Annotated in this window: 20 protein-coding genes; 11 read left to right on the forward strand and 9 right to left on the reverse strand. The window is 69.0% G+C overall.

The features are described 5' to 3' along the window. Position 1 precedes the first annotated feature (1 nt). From H4F98_RS00915 to H4F98_RS00930, 4 genes are read left to right on the forward strand one after another with little or no spacing between them, the layout of a single operon-like run. Positions 2 to 1,258 (forward strand): lipopolysaccharide biosynthesis protein, encoded by a 1,257-nt coding sequence (locus H4F98_RS00915; protein WP_182684783.1) that lies wholly within the window; start codon positions 2 to 4, stop codon positions 1,256 to 1,258. Continuing rightward, positions 1,251 to 2,306 carry a class I SAM-dependent methyltransferase gene (locus H4F98_RS00920; RefSeq protein ID WP_182684784.1) on the forward strand — a complete coding sequence of 352 codons (1,056 nt, stop codon included), beginning with the start codon at positions 1,251 to 1,253 and terminating at the stop codon, positions 2,304 to 2,306. The genes H4F98_RS00915 and H4F98_RS00920 overlap by 8 nt, the downstream gene beginning before the upstream one ends. Continuing rightward, complete coding sequence (locus tag H4F98_RS00925) at positions 2,303 to 3,319, forward strand: class I SAM-dependent methyltransferase (protein ID WP_182684785.1); 1,017 nt, start codon at positions 2,303 to 2,305, stop codon at positions 3,317 to 3,319. Before H4F98_RS00920 ends, H4F98_RS00925 begins: the two co-directional genes overlap by 4 nt. Further along, the gene (locus tag H4F98_RS00930) at positions 3,316 to 4,203 is read left to right on the forward strand and encodes a glycosyltransferase family 2 protein (RefSeq protein WP_182684786.1); all 888 of its coding nucleotides are present in this window, start codon (positions 3,316 to 3,318) and stop codon (positions 4,201 to 4,203) included. The genes H4F98_RS00925 and H4F98_RS00930 overlap by 4 nt, the downstream gene beginning before the upstream one ends. Positions 4,204 to 4,221: 18 nt before the next feature. Here H4F98_RS00930 and H4F98_RS00935 read toward each other — a convergent pair whose 3' ends face one another. The 5 genes from H4F98_RS00935 to H4F98_RS00955 form a co-directional block, all read right to left on the reverse strand. Then, positions 4,222 to 4,641 (reverse strand): pilin, encoded by a 420-nt coding sequence (locus H4F98_RS00935; protein WP_182684787.1) that lies wholly within the window; start codon positions 4,639 to 4,641, stop codon positions 4,222 to 4,224. 51 nt (positions 4,642 to 4,692) lie between these two features. Next, positions 4,693 to 6,474, reverse strand: a complete 1,782-nt coding sequence (locus H4F98_RS00940; protein ID WP_182684788.1) for a tetratricopeptide repeat protein — start codon at positions 6,472 to 6,474, stop codon at positions 4,693 to 4,695. Positions 6,475 to 6,718: 244 nt separating this feature from the next. After that, positions 6,719 to 7,153 (reverse strand): pilin, encoded by a 435-nt coding sequence (locus tag H4F98_RS00945; protein WP_182684789.1) that lies wholly within the window; start codon positions 7,151 to 7,153, stop codon positions 6,719 to 6,721. A gap of 491 nt (positions 7,154 to 7,644) precedes the next feature. Beyond that, positions 7,645 to 9,030 carry a sigma-54-dependent transcriptional regulator gene (locus H4F98_RS00950; protein WP_182684790.1) on the reverse strand — a complete coding sequence of 462 codons (1,386 nt, stop codon included), beginning with the start codon at positions 9,028 to 9,030 and terminating at the stop codon, positions 7,645 to 7,647. A 95-nt stretch (positions 9,031 to 9,125) separates the two neighbouring features. Continuing rightward, positions 9,126 to 10,721 carry a sensor histidine kinase gene (locus H4F98_RS00955; protein WP_246372737.1) on the reverse strand — a complete coding sequence of 532 codons (1,596 nt, stop codon included), beginning with the start codon at positions 10,719 to 10,721 and terminating at the stop codon, positions 9,126 to 9,128. 259 nt (positions 10,722 to 10,980) lie between these two features. Between H4F98_RS00955 and sucC the strand changes: the two genes are divergently transcribed. Then, positions 10,981 to 12,144, forward strand: a complete 1,164-nt coding sequence (sucC, locus tag H4F98_RS00960) for an ADP-forming succinate--CoA ligase subunit beta (protein WP_182684791.1) — start codon at positions 10,981 to 10,983, stop codon at positions 12,142 to 12,144. Between the two features lie 169 nt (positions 12,145 to 12,313). Continuing rightward, positions 12,314 to 13,189, forward strand: coding sequence for a succinate--CoA ligase subunit alpha (gene sucD / locus H4F98_RS00965; RefSeq protein ID WP_182684792.1), 876 nt, complete (start codon positions 12,314 to 12,316; stop codon positions 13,187 to 13,189). 91 nt (positions 13,190 to 13,280) lie between these two features. Here the strand turns inward: sucD and H4F98_RS00970 are convergent, their stop codons facing one another. From H4F98_RS00970 to H4F98_RS00980, 3 genes are all read right to left on the reverse strand, one after another. Further along, positions 13,281 to 13,670, reverse strand: coding sequence for a tautomerase family protein (locus tag H4F98_RS00970; protein ID WP_182684793.1), 390 nt, complete (start codon positions 13,668 to 13,670; stop codon positions 13,281 to 13,283). 250 nt (positions 13,671 to 13,920) lie between these two features. Then, positions 13,921 to 16,860 carry a collagenase gene (locus tag H4F98_RS00975; protein WP_182684794.1) on the reverse strand — a complete coding sequence of 980 codons (2,940 nt, stop codon included), beginning with the start codon at positions 16,858 to 16,860 and terminating at the stop codon, positions 13,921 to 13,923. 215 nt (positions 16,861 to 17,075) lie between these two features. Then, positions 17,076 to 18,290 (reverse strand): M24 family metallopeptidase, encoded by a 1,215-nt coding sequence (locus tag H4F98_RS00980; protein WP_182684795.1) that lies wholly within the window; start codon positions 18,288 to 18,290, stop codon positions 17,076 to 17,078. A gap of 216 nt (positions 18,291 to 18,506) precedes the next feature. Here H4F98_RS00980 and H4F98_RS00985 point away from each other — a divergent pair, with 216 nt between their 5' ends. Next, on the forward strand, positions 18,507 to 19,160 hold the full coding sequence (locus H4F98_RS00985; RefSeq protein ID WP_182684796.1) for a GntR family transcriptional regulator: 654 nt from the start codon (positions 18,507 to 18,509) through the stop codon (positions 19,158 to 19,160). Between the two features lie 121 nt (positions 19,161 to 19,281). Then, positions 19,282 to 20,949 carry an NAD+ synthase gene (locus H4F98_RS00990; RefSeq protein WP_182684797.1) on the forward strand — a complete coding sequence of 556 codons (1,668 nt, stop codon included), beginning with the start codon at positions 19,282 to 19,284 and terminating at the stop codon, positions 20,947 to 20,949. Between the two features lie 368 nt (positions 20,950 to 21,317). Here the strand turns inward: H4F98_RS00990 and H4F98_RS00995 are convergent, their stop codons facing one another. Beyond that, on the reverse strand, positions 21,318 to 22,178 hold the full coding sequence (locus H4F98_RS00995) for an outer membrane protein assembly factor BamD (RefSeq protein ID WP_182684798.1): 861 nt from the start codon (positions 22,176 to 22,178) through the stop codon (positions 21,318 to 21,320). A gap of 102 nt (positions 22,179 to 22,280) precedes the next feature. Between H4F98_RS00995 and rluD the strand changes: the two genes are divergently transcribed. The 3 genes from rluD to H4F98_RS01010 all read left to right on the forward strand — a co-directional run bounded on the left by rluD (position 22,281) and on the right by H4F98_RS01010 (position 25,758). After that, entirely contained in the window at positions 22,281 to 23,255 is a 975-nt protein-coding gene (gene rluD / locus H4F98_RS01000) for a 23S rRNA pseudouridine(1911/1915/1917) synthase RluD (protein ID WP_182684799.1), read from the forward strand. A gap of 1 nt (position 23,256) precedes the next feature. Further along, a complete protein-coding gene (gene pgeF / locus H4F98_RS01005) occupies positions 23,257 to 24,006 on the forward strand; it encodes a peptidoglycan editing factor PgeF (RefSeq protein WP_182684800.1) in 750 nt (249 codons plus the stop codon). A 147-nt stretch (positions 24,007 to 24,153) separates the two neighbouring features. Beyond that, positions 24,154 to 25,758 carry a SulP family inorganic anion transporter gene (locus H4F98_RS01010; protein WP_182684801.1) on the forward strand — a complete coding sequence of 535 codons (1,605 nt, stop codon included), beginning with the start codon at positions 24,154 to 24,156 and terminating at the stop codon, positions 25,756 to 25,758. The last annotated feature ends 48 nt before the right edge of the window (positions 25,759 to 25,806 follow it).

The raw sequence follows: 25,806 nt of genomic DNA on the forward strand, positions 1-25,806 counted from the left end.
CTTGGCGATCGACGTCTTCGCCAGTGGCGTCTGGATGGGCATCAGGCTGATTGCCCTGGCGGGATGGCTGCTGGCGCTTGCCCGTTTCGCGCCTGCCGACGACTTCGGTTGGCTGGCGGCGGTGCTGGGCGTATGCGCGGTCTGCACGCTGCTCTGCTGCCTCGGCATTCCCTATCTGTATTTCGCCGACGCCCAGGTCGGCGCCGGGGTGCGCCACGGACGCTGGAACGAGTCACTCGGCTGCATCCTCGCCTCGAGCCCGCCCATCGCCCTGGTGTCCAGCCTGGCCTTGTTCCTGTTGTTCGACGCGCCCGTTCCCTACGGTGTCCTGTTGTGCTTCGTGCTCGTCGAGGTCGCGTGTGCGGCGCTCATCCAGTCGTCCGCGCTGTGCATGCATGCCGATGGCCGGCTCGGGGCGGCCGCGGCGCTGCCCGCGCTGCCCGGCATCGGTCGGCTGGTGGCGGCCGCGGCGATCCTGTACGTGGAGCCCACCGGCCCCCGCGCATTCGAGCACTACCTGCTCGCGCACCTGGTGGTCAACGTGCTGGGCTGCCTCTTCTCAATGGGGTGGGTCGTGAAGGTCGGGGGGCTGCTCCCGGCGCCAAGGCTGCCGTCGCGCGGCACGCTCGCCGCTGGCTGGCGCTACGGTGCGATGGGGGGTGCCGCGCTGGCATGCAGCGAGCTGGACAAACCCTACGCCGGTCGTCTCGCGGGCCTGGAGGCAGCCGGCCACTATTCAATGGCCTATCGGATCTGCGCGGCCTTGTCCGTGCCCGCCACGGCACTCTCCGCGAGCATGCTCCCGCGGTGGGCAAGAGCCGTGGCCGAGCACGATGCACCTTACCTGCGCAGGTCCTTCGCCTGTTGCCTGGGGGGCGTGATGCTGGCCGGGATCGTGGTGTGGCTGGGCGTCAATGGCGTGACCCGGGCCCTCGATCCGGCGATCCTTGGGATATACCCGCGTTCGTGGACGATGCTCGGCACCCTGTCCCTGCTGGTCGGCGCGCTGGGCATGCACCAGGTCGCCGGGACCGCGCTGCTCGCACTGGGACGGCCGCTGGCGCGCAGCGCCGTGGATGTCCTGGGGCTAGGGGTCCTGGCGGTATCGATGTTCCTGGGCAATAGCCGCTACGGCCTCGACGGGATCGCCTGGGCGAGTGTCGTCAGCGAATATGTGGTCGTACTCGTCATGTCGCTGGTGGTTGTGGGTGCGATGACTCGCATGAAGCCGAAATCGAGGTGGAAGACCGATGGTTGATCGAAATCCTGCTGTCGAGGCGATCGTTCCCGCGACCGCTGGATGGGAGGCGGGGGAGCTCGAGATGCCCGGGCGCTGCATCGCCTGTGCCGGCAGTGACCTGGTAGGCAGGTACGCCGGCCTCGACGATCGCCTGGGCCGCATCCCGGGCTCCTGGGGGTTTCTGGAGTGCACCGCATGCGGTGCCTTGAACCTGGCGCCCCGCCCGACGCTCGAAGCGGTGGGCAAGGCCTATCCGGGTGACTACGTCACCCACGACGACGGTGCCGGCGTCGCGGCGCGCGATGATGGCGACGGTCCGGTCTGGCGATCCATCAACGGTTACCTGAACATGCGGTTCGGGGCGAATCGCAAAGCGGCGAGCCGATTGGGCGGATGGTGTGTCGGCCTGTTGTGGCCGGTACGCTTCCAACTCGACTACTTCTTCCGGCACCTGCCGCCGACGCCGGGACGCCTGCTCGACGTGGGCTGCGGCAACGGCGCGTTCCTCAGTCGAGCGGCCGACGCAGGATGGACCGTCGAGGGGATCGAACCCGACCCGCAGGCCGCCGCCGTGGCCAGGCGGACCGGTTTCAACGTCTGGGAGGCTTCGCTCGAAGATGTATCCCCGACGCAGCCCTTCGACCGGATCACGCTCTCGCATGTACTCGAACACCTGCATGAGCCCGGCGCGGCATTGCAGCGGATGCGCGGATGGTTGAAGCCTGGGGGCGAGATCTGGCTGGCCGTCCCCAATCCGGGTGGCCCCGGGCACCGCTACTTTGGCCGGAACTGGTTTTCCCTCGATCCGCCGCGGCACCTCTGCCTGCCGACGTCCCGGCAGCTGCTGGCGATGCTCGCCGACGCCGGCTTCGACTCCGCGCGCCTGGTTCGGCGAGGCCGGGGCGCCCGGAGCTCGATCCTTCCGTCGGCGCGCTATCGCAAGGAGCGTGGCGATGGAGACTCGCCCCTGGTGCGTCCCCTTGTCTGGTTGATCGACTTACTGGCGTCGATCTTTCCCGGCGCGAGCGAGGAAATCGTGGTGATCGCCCGGCGCGGGGACGCATGACCGTGCGTAGCGAGGCGCCCGGTGCCCCCAAAGGCCTGGAGTTCGTCGAGGCATGCCCGGTCTGCGGAGGCGGCCAGCTCGAGGAGCGCTACCGGGAGCTGGTCGACCTCGAGGAAGGGGTGCCGGGTTCGTGGTCGATGTCGGCCTGCAGGCGCTGCGGGAGCCTGCTGCTGAATCCAAGGCTCGATGCCGCGCACATTTCCAGCGCCTACACGTCCTATTACACGCATGCCTCTCCCGAGTACGAGAATCGCCTGCTCAGTGCCGACGACGCGCTTTCCTCGGTGGCACGGTCCTATCTGCAGGGGCGTTTCGCTTCCCCGGGGGCCAAGGGCCGCAGCGCGACGGCCCGCCTTTTCGGCCTGGCCTGGCCGCTCCGGCAGCAGGCCGACTACTTCATGCGGCACCTTCCGCCCGTAGCGGGCAGCCTGCTCGACGTAGGCTGCGGAGGCGGTGGATTCCTGGTGCGTGCCCGTGCGTTCGGCTGGGACGTGCAGGGCGTCGAGCCCGACCCCGTCGCCGCCGCGGTGGCCAGCGAGGTGTCGGGCGCCACGGTGGTTCCGTCGCTGGATGCGCTGGACGGACGGCTGTTCGACCGGGTAACGCTTTCGCATGTCGTCGAGCATGCCCACGAGCCGATGGCATTGATCGAAGACTGCGTCCGCCGTCTGCGTCCGGGTGGGACGCTCTGGCTGGCGACGCCGAACATCCACGGCATCGGCCACCGTGTGTTCGGCAGGCATTGGCAGGCACTGGAGACGCCCCGGCACCTGGCCATGCCCTCGGCTCCTGCGCTCGCGCAATTGCTCGAACGCGCGGGCCTCGTCGACGTGCGATTCGTTCGTCGCGGGCGCGGCGCGGGCAAGCGCATCCGGGCAAGCGCGACACGGACCGGCGCGCGTCGCTGGACCGTGCTGGCGCCTTTGCTCGCCTGCGTCGTCGACGTCCTCGCCAGCCTCGCGCCCCGGGCGGCAGAGGAACTGGTGGTGGTGGGCAGGAAGCCGGGCCCATGAAATCCCGGTGCGCCGCGATCATCGTCGAGTACCGCTCGGCCGCCAGGACGATTGCCTGCGTGGCTTCGCTGGCCGGGCAGGGGCTCGAGGAGATCGTCATCGTGGACAACAGCGACGACGGCCGCCTGACCTTCGATGCGCTGGCGCGAGGCCTCGGGCACGACCCGAGGGTGACCCTCCTCGATGCGGGCGGCAACCTGGGCTTCGCCGCGGGCATCAACCGGGGACTGGCCCGCCTGCCGGTGGGACACGGGCGCGTGCTGGTGATCAACAACGACGCGGTGGCGCCGTCCGGCCTGGTCGCGAGGCTCTCCACGGCGCTGGATGCGGCGCCGGAGGCGTGCATCGCGTTCCCGGCGCTCGTTCACGCGGGCGCGCCGCTGGGTGAAATCCATTACCACCGCTGGTTCGCGCTCCTGCTTTCCCGGCCGTGGCCGGGGACCTTCTGCGTGCCGCGGGGCTGCTGCATGCTGGTCGATCGCCAACGCTTGCCGCGCGAGCGTCTCTTCGACGAGGACTTCTTCATGTACGGCGAAGAGATCCAGCTGGGCTGGTCCCTGCGCGATCGCCCCGGCGCCCTCGTGTTCGTCGGCGACTGCGAGGTGACCCACGAGGGGTCCGCGGCGGCCGGGATGGGATCGCCGTTCTACGAGGAACGCACCGCGTTGGCCCACGTCCTGTTGACCTCCAAACTGGCCAACGGCAATCGACTCCTCCTCATTGCCCTGTTCGTGGCAAGGCACGGCTCGCTGTTGGCCAGGGCGCTGCTGCGCAGCCTGCGTGCACGCAGTGGCCTGCCGGTCATGGCGTACGCGAACGCCTGTGCCCTGGCTCGCCGTGGCTCGACCGGATTGGCCGGCACAACGGCGAAGCCGCCGCCATGAGCGGCAGGAGGCTTCGCGTCAGCGACAGCTGCTCGGCATGTATTTCGCGTCGAGGCCGCCGCAAGACCAGCTGATGCTGCCCTGGTTGTCGGCGGCCGTCATCACCAGGGTCTGGCCGCTGATCTTGGCGCTGGCGCTACTGCCGAAGAGGATCGTCACGCTACCGGTGTTGTCGACCGTCACCGAGCGCACGTAGCGACCCGTGATGGACGCGGGCTGCGCCATCCCGGCGACCGTGTTGTTAGCCGGGAACTGGCCGCTGTCCGCGTAGAAGGTCGCCACCGCCTCCTTGCCGGAGGTGGACAGATTGAGGCCCTCGGCCACCTGGCCGCGGGCGACATAATCCTGGTAGGCGGGGAGCGCGATCGCGGCGAGGATGGCGATGATGGCGACCACGATCATCAGCTCGATCAAGGTGAATCCTTCGTTCCTTCTCATAGTCCATTTCCCCTAGAACGTCTTGAGTGCGCGAATTGGGCGTCTACGACTTCAATCGGTGGTCCGATCCGGTCCCTTTCCCTGCTGTCGCGCGGCCAGGGTTTCCAGTTCGGCAACGTCGGCGTCCCACTGGCCGTCGACGTTGTGCTGCTTCACGTAGGCGAGGAGGGCGAGCCCTTCCCTTCTGCGTCCCTTGTTTTGATGCAAATTCGATGCCAACAAGAACCTGGAAAGGTTGACGTAATTCACGGTATTGGAAGGTTCAAGCGTCAAAGCCTCTCGGGCCATCCGGATGGCGAGCGCCGGGTCGTGCATCGCATTCCAGGCAAAGTTCGCGTAGATGGTGTGCAGCACCGCGGAGTGGGGATTCGCACGCAGGGCGATCACCAGCGTGTCGGCCAACTGGGGGTCCTCGAGCTCGCACCCGCCCTGCAGCCTGCAGTTCACGACGCCGTACAGGGACTGGATCTCCTCCGGGCCGGCGGTCTTGCCCGCTGTCAGCTTCGCGCGGAAAGCATCCCAGCGTTGCGCGGGTATGGGCCGGCCTGCCTTGCCGTCCATGACGATGAGCGCCTGCTCGGCCAGCGGCGAACTATTGGGCAGGCCGGCGGCCCGCTCGTACTCGGCCCTGGCGAAAGACCATGCGGGGGATCGGGGATCCCCCGCGGCCTGCTCGTAGAACTGGCCACCCAGCGCATAGGCGGCACGGGGCGACTCGGGATTGCGCGTGCCCAGGGCCAACGCGAGCCTCATGGGATCCCCCCAGGTATGGGCGTGCATGGCGCACAAAGCCGCCAGGGTGGCGCATACCAGGCCGGCGAGGAGGCCGCGCGTGCCCGGCGACACGTGCCGGAACATGGCGTAGAGGGGTTGCACGATCGCCAGCAGTGCCCCCAGCAAGGCGAAGTAGTTGCGGTGTTCGAACGCCAGTTCCAGCGGGATCACGTTGCTGGTGAGGGCGTGGCCCACGAAGAACCAGCCGATGCCCAGCGACGTCAGCGGCCAGCGATGCCTGCTCGCGAAGGCGGCGACCACCAGTCCCAGCAATAGCAGCAAGGACCACAACGTGGAGATGGGCGATAGAAGGCCGGTGGAGACCGGCCACTGGTCGTAATAAAAGACCAGGTGCTGCGGCAGCGGCAGCACTATCTGGCCCAGGTAGTGGCACAGGATGGGGAACTGGCTGAGCAGCCTTTCGCCCAGGCTGAAGTGGCGTCCGGAATAGGCGCCCGGCGCCAGCAGTGGCGGCAGCACGTAGGCCAGGAAGACGACGATGGCGCCCGTCGCCAGGACCGCCCAGAGGGCGGCCAGCGGCTTCGAGGGCCGCTGGCGGCCTGTCCGGAAGCGGAACAGGCACGCTTCAATCACGAATGCGTACGCCGGCGCCAGGAGGGCGGATTCCTTGAAGCCCAGGCCCAGGACCGTGGACGCGATCGAGGCGAGGAACCAGGGCCAGGCGACGCGGTCTTCCTGCTGGGCACACCGCGCCTTGAGGTATGCCAGCAGGGCCAGAATGACGAAGGTGTACGCGCCTACCTCCATGCGCTGGACGATGTAGAGCACGCCCGAGACCTGCAGGGGATGGACGGCCCACGCCAGCGCGAGGAAGAAGGCGGTCGCGCCCGGGTTGGGGACCGATGAAGGCGCCGATCGCGGAGCGGCCGTCGAGAGCAGCGCGCGGACGAGCAGGAATACGAGGATGGCGTTGCCCAGGTGCCAGCACACGCCGGTCAGCTTCATCGGCCAGGGGTCCATGCCGGTGAAGTAATGGTTCGCGCCGAAGCTCAGCATTGCCAGCGGACGCCCGGTGCTGCTTGCGATGCCGTGCCGCATCGCCCGGAGCCATTCGGTCGCGCTACCGTCCACCACGCGCCAGTCCGGGTCCAGGACCAGGTTGGCGTAGTCGTCGAAAAGGAAGCCGCCGCCCAGGCCGGGCCAGAACACGGCAAGGCCTACGCCCAGGATGAGGATGGAGCGAAGCAGGGCGTTGTCGGGGCGCATGGCGGGGAACGCAGGGGGCGAAAAAGAACAGGGCCGCTCGAGGCGGCCCTGTGGTACTGCCTATGGCAACCAGGAATCAGTTGCGGCAGGACGACGGCAGGAACTTGTCGTTGATGGAGCCGGTGTTGCAAGTCCAGGTCACGCTGCCCTGGTTGTCGGTCGGGACCAGGATGAAGGTGCCGCCGGCGATCTTGGCGCTGGCCGAGCCCGCACCCTTCATGGTGGCGGTGATGGTGCCGTTGGCGCCAACCGCGGTCTGGGCGACGTACTTGCCGGTGATGCTGGTCGCCTGCGACACGCCGGCCTGGGCGTTGGTGGTCGGCCATGCGCCGCGGTCGGCGTAGTACTCGGCCACGGCAACCTTGGTGCCGGAGGTCAGGCTCATCGCCTCGGAAACCTGCGAGCGGGCCACGTAGTCCTGGTAGGCCGGCAGCGCGATGGCGGCCAGGATGGCGATGATGGCCACGACGATCATCAGTTCGATCAGGGTAAAGCCTTGCTGCTTCTTCATTGGTAGTTCCCCTAGGAGTTGTTGAACTTCACGTGCCTGCCGGCCCGGGTCCCCGGTCCATCGGCTTGCCGTGCTTGCTGCACGTGCAGGAATACATACGCAACTCCCGTGCCAAGTCCATGAACGAGGCCTGTATCACGCTTGGGTCCCTGCGTGAGCCCATTGTGTGATGGCGGTCAATTTTAACGTGACGCAAAGCGGCATCAAGAGTGAAAAAAGTGACGCAAAACGTCACTTTTGTTGTTGAAATCCCGTTCCGCCGTGGGGCAATGCGGGCGGAATCCCGCTCTCCAGGGGCCCGATTGGAGGGGCCTGCCGACGGCAACAGGGCGCGGGACAGGGTGCCGGCGGGCCGGCAAGCGATCGGAGTATGCGGTGGCGCCGCTCGTGGAGAGCCCGGCGGCGGGACGCCGGGGATTCCGCGATCGGGACGCGGTGTGCGGAGAGGGCCGGGCGCCCCGCGCCCCGCCCCCGGGCTGCCCGACGGCGGCTCAGTCGATGCCGAGCTTCTTGAGCTTGTAGCGCAGGGCGCGGAAGGTGATGCCCAGCGATTGCGCGGTCTTGGTCTTGTTGTAGCGGTTTTCCTGCAGCGCGTGCTGGATCGCGGCGCGCTCGATTTCCTCGATGTACGAGGGCAGGGCGCTGGTGGCCGTGTCGCGCGGATCGATGCTGCGGGGGTCGACGCCGGCCGCGGCGGCGGCCTGGTGCGTGTCGGGACTGCCGCCGCCATTGCGCGGCAGGTGCAGGTCGGATGCGGTGAGCTCGTCGCCATCGGACAACGCCAGGGCGCGTTCGAGGATGTTCTCCAGTTCGCGCACGTTGCCGGGGAAGGGATAGTCGCGCAGCGCCTGCACGGCATCGTCGGCGAGGGTGGGAACGCTGCGGCCCTGGGCCTCGGCGAGGCGGCCCATGATCTTGGACGACAGGCCCGGCAGGTCCTCGAGCCGCTCGCGCAGGGGCGGCACGGCCAGCTCGATGACGTTGATCCGGTAATACAGGTCCTGGCGGAACTTGCCCTCGGCGACCAGTTTGGCCAGGTCCTTGTGGGTCGCCGACAGGATGCGCACGTCGACCGGATGTTCGGCGTTGGCCCCGACCGCGCGGACCGACTTTTCCTGGATCGCGCGCAGCAGCTTGACCTGCATCGGCAAGGGCAGCTCGGCGACCTCGTCGAGGAACAGGGTGCCGCCCTCGGCGGTCTGGAACAGGCCGGGCTTGTCGGCGTGCGCGCCGGTGAAGCTGCCCTTCTTGTGGCCGAAGAACTCGCTCTCCATCAATTCCGACGGGATCGCGCCGCAGTTGACCGGCACGAAGGGCGCGTCGGCCCGGGCGCCCTCGGCGTGGATGGTGCGGGCGACGAGCTCCTTGCCGACACCCGACTCGCCGGCGATGTAGACCGGGGCCTGGCTGCGGGCGACCTTGGCGATGGTCTGTCGGAGCGTCGTCATCGCCGGCGATTCGCCGTACAGGCGCGAGGCCACGGCGTCGCTGCCGGCCTTGCGGGCCTGCTGCAGGTCCAGGGCGTGGCGGACGAGGTCGCGCAGCACCGGCAGGTCGACGGGCTTGGCGACGAAGTCGAAGGCGCCGGCCTTCAGTGCCTCGACCGCGGCCTCGACGTTGCCGAAGGCGGTGATCATGGCGACCGGGGTCTCGGGGTACTTCTGGCTGATCTCGCCCACCAGGTCGATGCCCGAGCCGTCCGGCAGGCGCATGTCGGTCAGGCACAGGTCGTAGGTGTTGCGCTGCAACTGGTTGCGCGCATCGCCGAGGTTGGACGCGGTGTCGCAACGCACGCCCATCCGGCTCAAGGTCATCACCAAGAGCTCGCGGATGTCGCGTTCGTCGTCGACTATGAGTGCGCTGCGTGTTTCTGACATCGAGTCCTCCGCCCGCCAAGATAGCCGAACGCCGGGGTGTGGCCAAGCGGCTCAGGCCGCATTCATTGCCATTTCTGGGCTATTGGAGGCGTCGGTCACGTCCGGGCGGCCGAAGCGGGGAAGCGGATGCGGAAGCAACTGCCGACGCCGGGCGTGGGCACGTATTCCAGCGTGGCCTGGTTGGCCCGGCAGAGTTCGCGGGCGATATAGAGGCCCAGGCCGGTGCCGTGGGGCGAGGTGGTGTAGAAAGGCTTGAACAGCTGCCCCGCCTGGCGCTCGGGAATGCCCGGCCCGCGGTCGAGGACGTCGATCCGGCTGCCCCCGGCGCCATCGGGCTGGGCGTGGATGGTGATCCGGGCCGGCTCACCGGGCTTGCGTCCGTACAGGAGCGCGTTGTGGACCAGCACCGTCAGCACCTGGTGCAGCTGGCGGGGGTCGACCATGACCGGCAGCGAGGGGCGGCTGGACGTCGAGCTGAGGCTGTCGTCCTCCAGCGGATGCCCGGCCAGGTATTCGGTGACGAACTGCCTGCACAGGCCGACCAGGTCGACGTGCTCGGGCTTGGCCGGCTCGCGCCTGGCCAGGCCGAGCACGTTGTCGACGATCCCGTTCATGCGGGTGCCCTGCTGGTGGATGATTTCCAGCAGCCGGCGGTCGGCCGGCCGGATGTCGTCGGACTCCTCCAGCAACTGGACGGCATAGTTGATCGCTGCCAGCGGGTTGCGGATCTCGTGGGCCAGGCTCGCCGAGAAGCGGCCCAGGGTGGCCAGGGTGATCGATTCGGCCCGCTTGGACAGCAGCGAGGTGTCGTCGAGGAACACCAGGGTCTGGTCGCTGCCGGCGAGCAGGCGGGTGAAGCGGGGCACGATGTCGGAGAAGTCCGGGCTGGGCTGGAACGGGGTCTCGTCGTTCTTCCCGCCGTCGCGCCAGACCGCCAGCCGCCGCGCCAGTTCGGGCATGACCAGGTCCAGGTGCCAGTCTTCTTCGCGGGTGCCGCCCAGCAGCACGGTAGCGGCCTCGTTGGCCAGGGTGATCCGGTTGCGGCCGTCCACCAGCAGCACGCCGGTGCGCAGGCGGCGGATGATGAGTTCGTTGACCTCCACCAGGTGGGCGGTTTCCTCGCCGCGGCGTTCGGCGAGGTCCTGGCTGGCGCGCATCTGCCGGCCAAGGACGCTGGTCAGCGTGGCCATGGCCATGTAGGCCACGGTGAACATGAGCGGCTCGATCACCGAACGGGTCGTCTGGTCCTCGATGATCCGGGTCCAGAAGTGCTCCGCGGTCAGTCCGGCCACGGCCACCAGCGCCACGCCGATGCCGTAGCGGGTGGGCAGCAGCAGGGCGGCTGCGCCGATGTTGAAGATCAGCATGAGGGCGATGCCGGTGCTGGCGGCGGGGATCGAGTGCAGCGCCAGGATGCCGAAGAACAGGTCGGCGCTGATGCCGATCATCGTGCACAGGCGCAGGTCGCCCTTGCGGCCGAAGGCGAACAGCAGGACCGCGGAGAAGGCGTAGGCGATCGCCAGGGCCTGGGCGAACAGGGCGTGCCGGGCCTCCGGCAACTGCTCGGCGATGGGGCCGAACAGCACCAGCAGCAGCATCGCCGCTTCCAGCAGGCGGTAGAGGGTGAAGAAGTGGAGCTCGCGACGGAGCGCCTTGTCGGCGTCGGCGACCTGCAGGGCGGCGAGTTTCAGGGGCAAGCGCGGCGCTCCGTGGGTGGCTGGAGGGGGTGGGTGCGACGGGCCCCCGGGACCGAGTATAGGGAGCTGCGCCGGGGAAGTGTCGAAGCCGGCCCCTCCCGCCCCGGCCCCGGGGGGCGGTTTCCGGCCGGCCGGGACGCGGGTTTTGCCCGGGGCGCCCCAATCGGCGACAATGGCGGGCCCCATCGCGCCCGCTCCGGACTTTCCGGAACGCCGCCGCGAGGGACGTCTGTTCAACTCCCCTCGGTGACGCATGAACTTCCACGAATACCAGGCAAAGCAGCTCTTTGCCGACTACGGCATCGCAGTGCCGACCGGCCGCGTGGCCCGTACCCCCGACGAAGCCGTTGCCGCGGCCAAGGAAATCCCGGGCGACCTGTGGGTCGTCAAGGCCCAGATCCACGCGGGCGGCCGTGGCAAGGCCGGCGGCGTCAAGCTGGCCAGGACCTTTGATGAGGTCAAGGAATACGCCAAGGCCATGCTGGGCACGAAGATGGAGACCTACCAGTCGGCCGGCGTTGCCCTGCCGATCGATTCGGTCCTGATCTCCGAAGGCACCGACATCGACAAGGAGCTGTACCTGTCGGTGCTGGTCGACCGCGGCACCCAGTCGATCACCTTCATCGCCTCCAGCGAGGGCGGCGTGGAGATCGAGAAGGTCGCCGAGGAGACCCCGCACCTGATCAAGACCCTCAACGTGAACTACGTCGAAGGCCTGCAGCCCTACCAGTGCCGGGAGCTGGGCTTCTCGCTGGGCCTGACCGCCAAGCAGGTCGGCCAGCTGACCAAGATCATGCTGGGCCTGTTCAAGCTGTTCAACGAGAAGGATCTGGCCCTGGTCGAGCTGAACCCGCTGGCGATCCTGACCAATGGCGACCTCGCCGTGCTCGACGGCAAGGTCAACAGCGACGACAACGCCACCTTCCGCCACAAGGACCTGGCCGCGATGCGCGACATCCGCCAGGAGGACGAGACCGAGGTCAAGGCCAGCCAGCACGACCTCAACTACGTCACCATGGACGGCAACATCGGCTGCATGGTCAACGGCGCCGGCCTGGCGATGGCGACCATGGACGTCATCAAGCTGGAAGGCGGCGAGCCGGCCAACTTCCTCGACGTCGGCGGCGGCGCCACCAAGGAACGCGTCACCGAGGCCTTCAAGCTCATCCTCTCGAGCGACAAGGTCAAGGCCATCTTCGTCAACATCTTCGGCGGCATCGTCCGTTGCGACATGATCGCCGAGGGCATCATCGCCGCGGTCAAGGAAGTCGACGTCAAGGTCCCGGTGATCGTTCGCCTGGAAGGCACCAACGTCGAGGCCGGCAAGGAGTTGCTGAAGAACTCCGGCTTGGCGATCACGGCCGCCGACGACATCAACGACGGCGCCAAGAAGGCCGTCGCCGCCGTCGCCGCCTGAGTTTCGCCCGCGCTAACCCCGATCGCCTGCCCCCTTGAGTCAAGGGGGCGAATCCGGCGCAAGGCGCTGGATGGGGGATCTGGGGCAGCGTCCCTGCGGACATCGGCGCGCCGATGTCCGATGTTTCCGAAGCCAGTCAAATCCAAGAATTTCGAAAGGACCTTCAGCAATGTCCGTTCTCATCAACCGCAACACCAAGGTCATCGTCCAGGGCTTCACCGGCTCGCAGGGCACCTTCCACGCCGAGCAGATGCTCGAGTACGGCACCCAGGTCGTCGGTGGCGTGACCCCGGGCAAAGGCGGCACCGAGCACCTCGGCCTGCCCGTGTTCAACACGGTGTCCGACGCGGTCGCCGCCACCGGCGCCGACGCCTCGGTCATCTACGTGCCGCCGCCGTTCGCGGCCGACGCGATCCTCGAGGCGGCCGATGCCGGCATCAAGGTCATCGTCTGCATCACCGAGGGCATCCCGGTGCTCGACATGCTGCGCGTCAAGAACGTGCTCAACGACCACGAGGACGTGGTCCTGGTCGGCCCGAACTGCCCCGGCGTGATCACCCCGGGCGAGTGCAAGATCGGCATCATGCCGGGCCACATCCACAAGCCCGGCAAGGTGGGCATCGTCTCGCGCTCCGGCACGCTGACCTACGAGGCCGTCAAGCAGACCACCGACGTCGGCCTTGGCCAGTCGACCTGCATCGGCATCGGCGGCGACCCGATCAACGGCACCAACTTCATCGACGCGCTGAAGCTGTTCCAGGACGACCCGCAGACCGAAGGCATCATCATGGTCGGCGAGATCGGCGGCAGCGCCGAGGAAGAGGCCGCGGAGTTCATCAGCCAGTACGTGACCAAGCCCGTGGTCGGTTTCATCGCCGGTGCCAGCGCCCCGAAGGGCAAGCGCATGGGCCACGCCGGTGCGATCGCATCGGGCGGCCAGGGCACGGCCGAGGGCAAGTTCGCCGCGATGGAGAAGGCGGGCGTCACCACGGTGAAGTCGCCCGGCGACCTCGGCGCGGCGATCGCCAAGCGCCTCGCTGGCTGAATCGCGATCCGCCCCGTTGTACGAGAAAGGCCACCTCCAGGTGGCCTTTTTCATGCTGCGTGCGTTGGCGCCGGCGAAAGGCGGCCCGGCGCTAGACCCCGACGGGGTAGTCGACCATCACCTCGTCGCCGGACTTGCCGGCCAGGCCCCAGTTCCAGCGCGGGGTTTCGGTGATGCTGATCTCGACGTCGTGGCGCGGGATGCCATGGCGTTCCTCCAGCCGCTCGAACAGCAGCCGGATGAGCGCTTTCTTGGCCGACATCGAGCGGCCTTCGAAGCAGCTGATCTCCAGTACCAGGTAGCGGTCGGAATGGCCGGTCGGGAAGATGAAGTCCTCCGGCTCCAGGCCGAAGAAGCGATGGAAGCGGTGCTCGGCAGGCAGGCGGAACGCTTCCGTCATGCAGCTGTGGATGGTGTCCGACAGGGCGCTTCGGATCGGGTCCAGTTGCGATTTGAGGCCGTAGATCTTGATGCGGGACATGGGGCTGGACTGCTGGGTTGGCGGTGGCGGAAGGCTGCCGTCCGCGGTGGCGGGACGCTCGGGGGTGCGCCTGGAGGGAGATCCGTATCCTGTCGGGCCCACTCCCCGTGGGCCATTCCGGTCGCCGGCCGGGGCCGGGGCGGGAACGAGCGGCAGGGTATCAACAAAAAAACGCCGGGGGGAGGGAATCCCCCACCCCGGCGTGTCCGCAGGATCCGGACATTTCATTCGATCCAGTCGGGCCTGGCGCTCAGTACTCCGTGCTGACGGTGACGCCGTTGGCCGCCGTGACCCCGTATAGGCTGAGGTAGACATAGCCGGCGGGCGGGTGGTCCACCACGACGCTTTCGCTGTTCCCGGCGTTGGTCGAGCGGTAGTTGTGCGATGTCCGCGTGGCCCAGTTGCCGAGCGTGTTCACGAAGAGGTCGGCGTTGCCCGTGCCCCCCTTCATGGTGATCCGCAATGAGGCCGTGCCCTGTGGGATGTAGATGTACAGGTAGGCATGGTCGCCGGCGGCCACCGACACGGTGCGCGAGCAGTTCCTGCCCATGGCTTGCGCGCTGCCGGCGCACGCGGGCAGGTCGGCCCCGCCCGATACCGTGACGGCCTGCCGCCGGGTGTGCGTGGCCCCTGCGTCGTCGGTGACGGTGAGGGCGACGGTGTACGTCCCCGCGCTTGCGTAGGCATGGCTGGGACTGGTCGTCGTCGATCCAGAACCGTCGCCGAAGTCCCAGGCCCTCGACACGATGCGGCCGTCCGGGTCGGTCGAGGCGTCGGTGAATCGCGCCGCCAGCCCGTCCACCGCCACGCTGAACGCCGCGCTGGGCGCCTGGTTTGGCGTGCCGGCGCTGACGCTGACGGACCGGCTGGTGCTGGAGCTGGCGCCCGCGTCGTCGGTGACCGTCAGCTGGACCGTGTAGCTGCCCGCGCTCGCGTAGGTGTGGCTGGGCGAGGCGGCGGTCGAACTGCTGCCGTCGCCGAAGCTCCAGCGACGGGACACGATGCGCCCGTCGGGATCGCTGGAGCCGTCGGTGAAGCGGGCGGTGAGCCCGGTCGCGCTGGCGCTGAAGGCGGCCACCGGTGGCGTGTTGCCGCTGCCGCCGCACGAGGGCGTGCCGGGCGTGGCGACGCAGGGGAGCCATGCCTTGAAGCCGGCATCGTTACCGGTGCCGATGCTGGCCATGAAGCCGGCGTAGCCAGCGTAGTCGCCCGGTCGCAGGTAGCCCAGGATCGAGTCGACCTGGCCGCGCCGCTGCTCGAACATGTAGCGCACCGCGAGGTAGCCCCAGTTGTAGACCCGGGTCTGCCCGCTGTTGTAGTCGTTGCCGTAGATCGTGCTCAGGGCATGGGTCCCCTTCGCGGCCTCCTGCTGGGCGGCGGCATACAGGACGTCTCGATAGGAGTACGACATGTACTCGGCCAGGCCCTCGATCCACCAGATGGTGTCCTGCGAGATGGCGTCGCCGAAATCGCCGTGCATGTTGAAGCGTCCGTCCAGGTAGTGGACATACTCGTGGGTCAGGTTCCAGATCTCGAACGTCTCCGGCTGCAGCCATTCGGCCTCGTAGGCGATGAAGCGCGCCTGGTTGCCGCTGGCGGCGGGGTCGCCCTCCAGGTACATGCCGCCGTTGTTGGTGTCGATGCCGAAGATCGCCCCGGCATACGTGCCGTAGTCCGTGCTGCTGTCGAAGACCACCATCTCGAGCGCCGAGTTGTTGTCGTCCCGGACCGGGACACCCCCGGTCTGCAGCCTGTCGTGGAAGTAGTCTTCCTGCCCACCGACGATCTGGCAGGTCTGCGCCAGTTCTGCGGCACTCATGGCCTGGGCGCGGATCCTGAGCGTCGGGCTGCAGGTATGCCGCAGCGGCAGGGCGGCGGCCTCGACGCGCGCGGCGAAGTCGCACAGGCCGTAGTAGCTGCAATTGGCCTTGTCGTAGTAGTCGACCATTTCGCCCACGCCGACCCAAAGCGGAGCGGTGACGCCCGTGACCGCCGAGCGATCGATCACCGCCTTGGCGCGCGAACGCGACAGCGACTTCAGGGTCCCGCCGTATTGCAGGAAGCGTCCCAGCTCGCGTCCGGCGTTGGAGACGAGGTAGTCGTTTTCGCCGCCCATCAGGCTGAAGTTGCGGTTTACGAAGTCGTACAGCGTGTCGACGATCGAGGTGTCGGCCTGGACGGCCTGCTGGAATGCTGCGTCATAGTGGCCGCGGAACAGCACCAGGAAGGCGTTGTTGGTGGCGGCGCGCATCCAGTAGTAGGCGTCGTAGCGGCTGTCGAAGGCATTCAGCAGTCGCTTGACGACGTACAGGTAGCGGGCGTTCTCGGTCGCGCTGTCGATCAGGGTGACGAACTCGGCGAGTATCTCGCCGTGCACGTCGTTGACCAGCCCAAAGTTGGCGTTGCCGGCGAAGGCATCCAGCGCCGGCCTGATCGCCGCGCGCAGGGCGCTGCCGTAGTCGCCGACGCTGCCGTCGTAGTACTGCACGTAGTAGCCCGCGCGCAGGAACAGGATCAATTGCAGCGTGCTGTCTTGGTTGCTGCCGTCGTAGCGACCCGCCGAGGTGGCGAGCGCATTGGCCACGCTGACCATCTTCGCTTCGTTGAAGGTGTCGCGGGCGAGGCTGCCGCCGAGCGAGAACAGGCCATTGATGCAGCTGGTGGTCGCGCCCTTGACGGCGGCGACCAGCGAGGCGCCGCTCAGCATCGCGAACTGGTCGCTGGTGCACGTGGCCGTGGTTGCCGCGGCGGCGGCCATGCCCGTTGCCTGCAGCGAGGGCCGGCGCAGCACGTTGGCTCGGGGGCTGGCGTGGTCGTAGGCGGTGTCGACCCACTGGCTGACCGGAGGCTGCCGGGGCATGCGGCGGGCGACCGCGCGGCGATCCTCCTGCACGTGCTGTCCGAACACCTGGCGTTCGGTCTGCGGCGATTTCTCTACGGCTTGGGCGCGACCCAGTTGGCGTTGCGCGGCAGTGCCATCGCGCAGCAGGGCGCTGCGGCGATGGGCACGGTCCCGTGGACCCGCGTGGTGCGCCCCGGCAGCCGTGATCGCGGTGGCCGCATCGGGTGCGGGGCCCGTGACCAGGCCGGGCAGGCCATTCTGGCTGGCATAGCTGATGAACGACACGATGGCGGCGACGCTGCCGATCGTGGCCAGGCGCCGGGTACGGCGCTTGCGTGATGCTTGCATTTCGGTTCTCCCTTGGATGTATAAGGCGGACGATTCCGCCGACGGCGCCCCCCTGCGCCTTGCCGATCGATGCCCGGGACCTTGGGCCGCCCTGGCCGGTCCCGGGATGCTGCATGCGGGGAACGCGTCCCCGGCCCGCGTGCGCGTCCGCTGTGCACGTCGGGCGTGGTGCTCTGGTGTTCGTGTCCGGGACGCCGGTCCGCGTGTTGCGGCTCTCAGCCGAAAGGCCGGGTGATCGAGACCGCGGGCGGGGTGAACCAGCGGGCGCCCGTGCCGGTCACGTGGAAGTGGTCCTCGAGGCGGATGCCGAAGCGGCGCGGGACGACGATCATGGGTTCGTCGCTGAAGCACATGCCCTCCTGCAGCGGCGTGCGATCGCCCGGGACCAGGTAGGCCGGTTCGTGGATGGCCAGGCCGATGCCGTGCCCGGTGCGATGCGGCAGGCCGGGCAACCGGTAAGCGGGGCCGAGCCCGGCGCGGACCAGCAGGGACCGGGCGGCATCGTCGATGCGCTCGCAGGGGACGCCCACGCGGACCGCGTCGAAAGCGGCCTGCTGGGCTTCGCGTTCCAGCGCCCAGGTCGTGCGCTGGGCCTGGTCGGGCGTGCCGAACGCGTACGTGCGCGTGATGTCGGAGTGGTACCCCTGGACCTGGCAGCCGGTGTCGACCAGGACCAGGTCGTCCCGGCGAAGCCGTTGTTCTCCGGGCACGCCATGCGGATACGCGGTGGCCTCGCCGAACTGGACGGCACAGAAGGTGCTGCCGCCATCGGCCCCGAGGGCGCGATGGGTTTCGTCGATGAAGGCCCGCAGCTGCCGCGTGGTGACGCCTGGCTGCAGCGACTCGAACACCTGCTGCTGGACTTCCAGGGTGATGGACATGGCGTGCTGGATCAGCGCCAGCTCCGCGGCCGACTTGCGCAGCCGGCAGGCCTCGGTGACGGCCGCCGCGCTTTCCAGCGCCAGGGGACCGAGTGCGCGCTGAAGCGCCTCCACCATGAACCACGGGGCAAGGGGGTCCACCCCGGTCCGGCGGCAGCCGCCGTCGCGAAGCAGGGCCGCGACCAGCCGGGCCGGATCCTCGTGCTCCTGCCAGGTGCAGGTTTCGACCTCGACTTGGAGCGCGCCCCGCAACGAGCCGAGCTCGAACTCGGGGCACACGAGCCGGGGCGCTCCCGAGCGCGGCAGCACCATCGCCAGCAGGCGCTCCGTCCCGCCCCAGGGCAGGCCACTGAAATAGCGGAGGTTGGCCCCCGCAAGGATCACGCAGGCGTCCAGGCCGATGGAGGCCATGAGGCGCCGCGCCCGGGCGATGCGGTCAAGGTATTCCTCGCCTCGTATGGGGGCGGGACCAGGCGCGCCCCCCACGGGGACCTCGTCGGGCCCCAGGTGCGGGTGGGAACACGGATAGCGGGCGGTCTGGGCAGGCATCGGCGGGGTCCACTGCAATGCCCGTCGGGCGGGCGTCATGAGGCGGCAACAATACTAAGGTATATAAGATACGGTATACAGTTTGAGAGAGGCGTCTCTGTTTGGGTCGACGGGCCCTTCGCACCGGGCTTGGCGACGCCGCCAGGGGCCTGGGCACGACTTTCGGAGGGCCCCTCGGCGGGGCGGACCGCGCATCGCGGCCGTTAGACTGGTGCGATGAGCATCGTCAGCCGCAGCCTCTCCGACCAAGCCTTCGAGGTGATCCGCGAACGGATCCTTTCCGCGCGGATTCCCGCCCTTGCCCCGATCCGCCAGGAGGCCCTGGCCGAAGACCTCGGGATCAGCAAGATTCCCCTGCGCGAGGCGCTGACGCGGCTGGAGCAGAGCGGCCTGTTGCGCTCGCTGCCCAACCGGGGCTTCTTCGTGCCGGCGCTGAGCGCGACCGAGGCCGAGGAGGTGTTCGCCCTGCGGCTGAAGCTGGAGCCCGACGCCGCCGCCGATGCGTGCCTGGAAGCGGACGAGGCGCGCCGCGAAGCCGCGCGTTCGGCTCTGCGTGCCCTCGAGTCGGTCGATACGGGCGACAAGGCCGGACTGGCGACGCGCAACCGCAGCTTCCACCTGAGCCTGGTGCAGTCGGCGCGGCACCAGGTGACCGCGCAGCTGGTGGAACGCCTGCACCTGCTTGCCGATCGATACGTCCACAAGCATCTTGAGCCGGAAGGCCGATACCGTCGCGCGGACGATGAACACCAGCGCCTGCTCGATGCCTGGCTCGACCGCGACACCGACCGGGTGCGGACGCTGCTGCGCGCGCACCTGCAGCTCACGCTCGACGACCTGCGCGTGCAGTTGGCCGCCGCCGGCGACTGACGCGCGTCGCTGGGCTGGTGGCGCGCCTCCGCCATCTGGAACAATGCCCGCATCGCGCGCCGGCTTCGCACAGCCTGCGCTCCCCCGGCCGACGCGGCCGGTCCAAATCCCAGGTGGCTCCATGTCCCAGACGCTTCGAATCGCCATGGCCCAGTTCGACTTCCCGGTCGGCGCGGTCCAGGCCAATGCCGAACGCATCCTCGCGATGGTCAACGAGGCGCGCGACGAATACGGGGCCGACCTGGTGCTGTTCCCGGAGCTCGCCCTCAGTGGCTATCCGCCGGAGGACCTGTTGATGCGGCCGGGCTTCCTGGCCGACTGCCACGTCGAGATGGAGAAGCTGGCTGCGCGCGTCGCCGGCATCACCGCGGTGGTGGGGTGGCCGCAGTCGGCCGGCAGCGTGGTCTACAACGCGGCCAGCGTACTGCGCGATGGACGCGTCACGCATACCTACCGCAAGCGCGAGCTGCCGAACTACGCGGTGTTCGACGAGCGCCGCTACTTCACCCTCGATCCCGACGGCGAGACCTGCGTGTTCGAGGTCGACGGCATGCGCGTCGGCCTGGTGATCTGCGAGGACCTCTGGTTCGCCGAGCCGATGGCCGAAGCGGTGGCGGCCGGCGCCGAACTGCTGCTGGTGCCGAATGCCTCGCCCTTCGAGCGCGACAAGCATGCCGACCGCGACGCCCTGCTGGGGCGCCGGATCCGCGAGAGCCGCGCGAATGGCCCCGGCGTCGCCATCGCCTACCTCAACCTGGTGGGTGGGCAGGACGCGCTGATGTTCGACGGAGCGTCGGTGGTCGCCGACGCCGACGGCAGCGTGCACCCTGCCGCCGCGGCCTTCACCGACCAGTGGCTGGTGGTCGATTTCAACCGCGAGCACCGCGCCTTCCTGCCCGTGCAATGGATGGACGAGGGCGACGAGAGCCGCGATGCGCTGGCGTGGCGGGCCATCGTGCGCGGCACCGCCGACTATTGCCGCAAGAACGGCTTCGGAAAAGTCTGGCTCGGGCTGTCGGGCGGGATCGATTCATCGCTGGTGCTGGCGCTGGCGGTCGACGCACTGGGCGCGGAGAACGTGACCGCGGTGCGGATGCCCTCGCGCTTTACCGCCGACCTGTCGAACGACCTGGCACAGGTGCAATGCGATTCGCTCGGGGTGCGCTTGCTGACCCTGCCGATCGAGAAGCCGTTCCAGGGCTTCCTCGACGCGCTGGAAGGCACCTTCGAGGGCATCGATGTCGACACGACCGAGGAGAACCTGCAGTCGCGTACCCGCGGCGCCCTGCTGATGGCGCTGTCGAACAAGTTCGGGGGGCTGTTGCTGACGACCGGCAACAAGAGCGAGTACGCCGTCGGCTACGCCACCATCTACGGCGACATGTGCGGCGGCTACGCCCCGATCAAGGACCTCTACAAGACCGAGGTCTATGCGCTGGCGCGCTGGCGCAACACCGTCGGCGGCAGCGCGCCCCACGGCGGGCAGGTGATCCCGCAGGAGGTGATCGACCGGGCGCCGTCGGCCGAGCTGCGCGCCGACCAGAAGGACCAGGACTCGCTCCCGCCCTACGACGTGCTCGACGCCATCCTGTTGCGCTATGTCGACCAGGAGCAGTCGCGCGACGACATCGTCTCGGCCGGCTACGACGCGGCGACCGTCGACAAGGTCCTGCGCCTGGTGCGGATCAGCGAATGGAAGCGGCACCAGTCCGCGCCGGGACCGAAGGTCTCGCGCCGTGCCTTCAGCCGCGAGCGGCGCTACCCGATCACCAACGGCTACGGGTTCTGAACGCGCGGGCATAAGCCCCGGAAGCGCGTGGACCCTCCGGCCCGCGGGACTTTCGGCCCCTCATCGCCTGGGGATGGGCTTTTTCTTCGGGGTCACCGCTGGAAGGAGCAGGTCCTGCTGGCGTCGAGGCAGGGGGCGGCCGCCCCGGCGAAGCGAAGAGCTGGATCCCAGCGTTCGCCGGGATGACGGCGTTGGGCGAGGGCGGGAGTGGTGGCGAGCCGAGGCCCGTCCGACCCCCATTCCCCATTCCCCATTCCCCATTCCCCATTCCCCATTCCCCATTCCCCATTCCCCATTCCCCATTCCCCATTCCCCCAAAAAAAACGCCGCCCAGGGGGCGGCGTCCTCGCAACGGAAGCAGGCTCCCGTCACATGTTGTCGAGCGCCGACTTCTCGCCCGCGAAGGGGTTGAGCTTGCGCCAGTCGCTGGGATAGTCGGGCCAGTTCTTGCCGGCCAGGTACGGATGGTCGGGGTCCTTGGCCTGCAGCTCCTTGCGGGTGCTCTCGGCCAGCGCTTCGTTGCCCATGCCTTCGTAGGCGAGGGCGAGGGTGGCGATGGCGTCGTTCTGGTACATGCTGCCCGGGTAGGTCTTCATCAGGTAGGTGGCGCGGTTCGCCGCGGCCACGTAGGCCGTGCGCCGCAGGTAGTACAGGGCGACGTCCATCTGGTGGCGCGCGAAGGTATCGCGCAGTTCGGCCATCTTTTCCTCGGCGGCCGGCGCGTAGCGGCTGTTGGGGTAGCGGTCCACCACGAGCTGGAAGTCGTTGTAGGCCTGGCGCGGCGTCGAGAGGTCGCGCCGGCTGGAGTCCAGGCGCCACACGCGCTGCAGGAACACCGCGTCGCGGCTGGAGTTGGTCAGCCCGCGCAGGTAGTACAGGTAGGCCGCGTTGCGGTGGGTGGGGTAGGTGCGCAGGAAGCGGTCGATGCTGCTGATCGCGTCTTCGTGCTTGCCGGCCTTGTACTGGGCATAGGCGATTTCCATCAGCGCCTGCTCGGTGTACGGGCCGTACGGGTACTGGGCGACCAGGCGCTTGAACGTGGTCTCCGCGCCGGCCCAGTTCTCGTTCTCCATCGACTTGTGCGCTTTCTGGTAGAGCGCTTCGACAGGCTGGCCTTCATCGGCGTCCTTGTCCTTGAAACGCGAGCAGCCGGTGGCCACGACGAGGGCGAGCACGAGGATGCCGGCCAGGCGGGGCAGGGAACGGGCGAGGGTGGAACTTGCGGTCATGGGAGGCTTCAACGGGCGCCGAGGGCACGAACTGCCGATAATAGCAGTCCGGGCCCTCGTGGCCTTAATCGATGCCCAGCCCCGGCAAGGCCGCCCCAGACAATGACCGATACCGCCTCCCAGTTGACCGCCACCGTCCCCGACCATGCCGCCGGACGGCGCTTCGACGCCGTCCTGGCCGAACTGTTCCCGGCCTACTCGCGTTCCCGCCTGGCCGCGTGGATCAAGTCCGGCGACGCCCTGCTGGACGGCCAGCAGGTCCGGCCGCGCGACCCGGTGCGCGGCGGCGAGGCCGTGGTGCTGCGGGTGGTCGAGGAGGTCCAGACCCATTCCGCGCCCGAGGCGATCCCGCTGGAGGTGCTGTTCGAGGACGAGCACGTCATCGTCATCAACAAGCCCGCGGGCCTGGTCGTCCACCCGGGCGCCGGGAATCCCGCCGGGACCCTCGTCAACGCCCTGCTGCATCGCGACCCGAACCTGAACACGCTGGCCCGCGCCGGCATCGTGCACCGGCTCGACAAGGACACGTCCGGGGTCATGGTGGTGGCCCGCACCCTGGTCGCCCACACCGCCCTGATCGAGCAGTTGTCCTCGCGCCAGGTCCATCGGCAGTACCTGGCCGTGGTGGTCGGGGCAATGGTCGCCGGCGGCACCGCGGACTTCCCGATCGACCGCCATCCGCGCGACCGCATCCGCATGGCGGTGCGTGAGGACGGGCGCGAGGCGGTGACCCATTACCGCCTGCGCGAGCGCTTCCGTGCGCACACCCTGCTGGAGTGCCGGCTGGAGACCGGGCGGACCCACCAGATCCGCGTGCACATGGCCCACGTGAAGTACCCGATCATCGGCGATCCCATGTACGGCGGACCGCTGAAACTGCCGCGCGGGGCCACCCCCGAACTGGTCGAGGCGCTGCGGGGCTTCAAGCGGCAGGCGCTGCATGCCGAGACGCTTGAGTTCGCGCATCCGGTCAGCGGCGAGCCGGTCCGCTGTTCGGCGCCCATGCCGGCCGACATGCAGGCCCTGGTCGCGGTGCTTCGGGAAGACAGCCGCCTGGCCGACGAAGCGGCCCGCTGAGATGGCGACGCCGTGGTTCGAGGTCGACTGGCCTGCGCCGCCGCGGGTCCGCGCGATCAGCACGCTGCGCCACGGCGACGGCCAATCGCCGCCGCCCTTCGACGACTTCAACCTCGGGCTGCGCTGCGGCGACGCCCCGGAGAATGCCCGGGTCCACCGCGAGGCCCTGGTCCGGCGCGCGGGACTGCCCTCGGCGCCGCGCTGGCTGCGGCAGGTGCACGGCACGGGCGTGCTGCGCCTGGGGGCGGCCGGTGGCGGCGGCGAGCCGGAGGCCGACGCGGCGGTGACCGCCGAGCCGGGCGTGGTGATCGCCATCCAGACCGCGGACTGCCTGCCGGTGCTGTTCCGCAGCGACGACGGCCTGCAGGTGGGGGGCGCGCATGCCGGCTGGCGTGGCCTGGCCGCGGGTGTCCTCGAAGCGACGGTGGCCTCCCTGCGAACGCCGCCCGATCGCCTGCGCGCCTGGCTGGGCCCCGCCGCCGGGCCCGCTGCCTACGAGGTGGGCGAGGAGGTCCGCGATGCATTCGTGTCGCGCGAGGCGGGTGCGGAGGCCGCCTTCGCCGCGACGCGCCCGCGACACTGGAACGTCGACCTGTACGCGCTGGCGCGACGCCGCCTGGCCGCTGCCGGTCTGCCCCTCGAACGCATCCATGGCGGCACGCGCTGCACGATCTCCGAGCCGGCGGCGTTCTTTTCCCATCGCCGCGACGGGCGCAGCGGGCGCATGGCCAGCCTGGTGTGGATCGAGTAAGCGTGACGCGCGGCGATGGCGGGCCCGCGTGCATGCCATCGTCCGGGCGTGCCGCATACTGGAGGCGGACTACATACGGGGGCGGGGACATGAAGCGGGACAAGTTGGCCGTTGCGGCCACGCGCGTCGCGAAGCGGGACGGCGGCGATGACTGAGCGCGCCGCCCCGCGCTGGTTCGTGCCCGGCGACCTCAACGGCTTCTTCGGCCTGGTCGTCGACAACCTGTCGATCCTCGGTTTCATCGCGGCCGCGCTGGTCGGGATCTTCGGCTTCCCGGCCGAGGTCGTGTTCACCCGGATGTTCCCCGGCACCGCCTTCGGCGTGCTGGTGGGCAACCTCATCTACACCCTGATGGCGCGCCGGCTCGCGCTGCGCAGCGGGCGCGACGACGTCACCGCCATGCCACTGGGCCTGGACGCGCCGACCAGCATCGGCATGGCCCTGCTGGTGCTCGGCCCGGCGTTCACCCGCTTCCAGGCCGAGGGCATGGCGCCCGAGGCAGCGGCGCTGGCGACCTGGCAGCTGGGCATGGCCTCGCTGATGGTGATGGGCACGCTGAAGCTGGTGCTTTCGTTCGCCGGCGACCTGATCACCCGGGTCGTGCCGCGGGCGGCGCTGCTGGGGTCGATCGGCGGCGCTGCGCTGGTGCTGCTGGGCTTCCTGCCGCTCATCGAGACCCTGCGATCGCCGGTGGTCGGCCTGGCGACGTTCGGCCTGCTGCTGTACGTGCTGGTCGCGCGCGGCCGGCTGCCGGTCCGTATCCCGGGCGTGCTGCTGGCTTTCCTGGTGGGTACGGCGCTGTACTACGGGCTCGGCATCGCCGGCCTGGGGGCGCCGGGCTTCGTCCTGCCGCGCGCGATGCCGCTGGGCCTCACGTTGCCGTGGCCGGGGCTGGGCTTCATCGACGGACTGCCGCTGACCGTGCCCTACCTGTCGCTGCTGCTGCCCTTCGGGCTGTTGATGGTGGTGGGCGGCATCAACGTCAGCGAGAGCGCGCGCGCCGCAGGCGACGATTACCGCACGCGCGACGTGCTGCTGGCCGAGGCCGTCTCGACCCTGGTCGCCGGCCTCTGCGGCGGCGTCGCGCAGACCACGCCGTACATCGGCCAGCCGGCCTACAAGCACATGGGCGCGCGCATGGGCTACACCCTGCTGACCGGCCTGTTCGTCGGCATCGGCGGCATGCTGGGCATCGTGTCGGGCCTGGTGCAGTGGCTGCCGCTCGCGGTGCTGGCGCCGATCATCGCCTACGTCGGCCTGGACATCACGGTGCAGGCTTTCCAGAGCACCCGCCGCGAGCATGCGATCGCCGTCGCCCTCGCGTTCCTGCCTTCGGTCGCCTACCTGCTGGTGATCAAGCTCGGCAATCCGGCCTGGATCGAACCGGCGCGCTTCGCCGAGCTGTATGCTCACGGCGAAGGCAGCGGCCTGCCGGAGCTGGCCACCATCGTGGTCCTGGGCAACGGCTTCATCATCACCGCGATGCTCTGGGCCTCGGCCCTGGTGGCGATGATCGAGGGGCGCCTGCGACTGGCCGCGGGCTGGCTGCTGGGCGCGGCCGTGCTCTGTCTGTTCGGGGTGATCCACTCGGTGCACCCGCAGGGCGGCATTTACCTGCCATGGGCCTTGCAGGGGCTGGCCCGGGTCATCGCCTGGCAGTTCGCGGCGGGCTATGCGGTACTGGCGGGCATGCTGGCGCTGCTGTCGCTTCAGGCCGACGGACCACGCGATCGCGCGCCACCCGGGGCGTAGGCAGGCCTCGACATTGCCTGAACAGCCGTTTGCGCATCCTTGAATCGC

This window comes from Marilutibacter spongiae (assembly GCF_014145325.1).
GTDB classification, from domain to species: Bacteria; Pseudomonadota; Gammaproteobacteria; order Xanthomonadales; family Xanthomonadaceae; genus Marilutibacter; species Marilutibacter spongiae.

Coding starts and splice junctions, on each gene's coding strand:
- H4F98_RS00990 (WP_182684797.1), top strand. CDS start 19,282: ATGTCCCAGACGCTTCGAATCGCCATGGCCCAGTTCGACTTCCCGGTC.
- sucD (WP_182684792.1), top strand. CDS start 12,314: ATGTCCGTTCTCATCAACCGCAACACCAAGGTCATCGTCCAGGGCTTC.
- H4F98_RS00945 (WP_182684789.1), bottom strand. CDS start 7,153: ATGAAGAAGCAGCAAGGCTTTACCCTGATCGAACTGATGATCGTCGTG.
- H4F98_RS00950 (WP_182684790.1), bottom strand. CDS start 9,030: ATGTCAGAAACACGCAGCGCACTCATAGTCGACGACGAACGCGACATC.
- H4F98_RS01010 (WP_182684801.1), top strand. CDS start 24,154: ATGACTGAGCGCGCCGCCCCGCGCTGGTTCGTGCCCGGCGACCTCAAC.
- H4F98_RS00975 (WP_182684794.1), bottom strand. CDS start 16,860: ATGCAAGCATCACGCAAGCGCCGTACCCGGCGCCTGGCCACGATCGGC.
- pgeF (WP_182684800.1), top strand. CDS start 23,257: ATGGCGACGCCGTGGTTCGAGGTCGACTGGCCTGCGCCGCCGCGGGTC.
- H4F98_RS00935 (WP_182684787.1), bottom strand. CDS start 4,641: ATGAGAAGGAACGAAGGATTCACCTTGATCGAGCTGATGATCGTGGTC.
- H4F98_RS00920 (WP_182684784.1), top strand. CDS start 1,251: ATGGTTGATCGAAATCCTGCTGTCGAGGCGATCGTTCCCGCGACCGCT.
- H4F98_RS00995 (WP_182684798.1), bottom strand. CDS start 22,178: ATGACCGCAAGTTCCACCCTCGCCCGTTCCCTGCCCCGCCTGGCCGGC.
- sucC (WP_182684791.1), top strand. CDS start 10,981: ATGAACTTCCACGAATACCAGGCAAAGCAGCTCTTTGCCGACTACGGC.
- rluD (WP_182684799.1), top strand. CDS start 22,281: ATGACCGATACCGCCTCCCAGTTGACCGCCACCGTCCCCGACCATGCC.
- H4F98_RS00930 (WP_182684786.1), top strand. CDS start 3,316: ATGAAATCCCGGTGCGCCGCGATCATCGTCGAGTACCGCTCGGCCGCC.
- H4F98_RS00925 (WP_182684785.1), top strand. CDS start 2,303: ATGACCGTGCGTAGCGAGGCGCCCGGTGCCCCCAAAGGCCTGGAGTTC.
- H4F98_RS00970 (WP_182684793.1), bottom strand. CDS start 13,670: ATGTCCCGCATCAAGATCTACGGCCTCAAATCGCAACTGGACCCGATC.
- H4F98_RS00940 (WP_182684788.1), bottom strand. CDS start 6,474: ATGCGGCACGGCATCGCAAGCAGCACCGGGCGTCCGCTGGCAATGCTG.
- H4F98_RS00980 (WP_182684795.1), bottom strand. CDS start 18,290: ATGCCTGCCCAGACCGCCCGCTATCCGTGTTCCCACCCGCACCTGGGG.
- H4F98_RS00985 (WP_182684796.1), top strand. CDS start 18,507: ATGAGCATCGTCAGCCGCAGCCTCTCCGACCAAGCCTTCGAGGTGATC.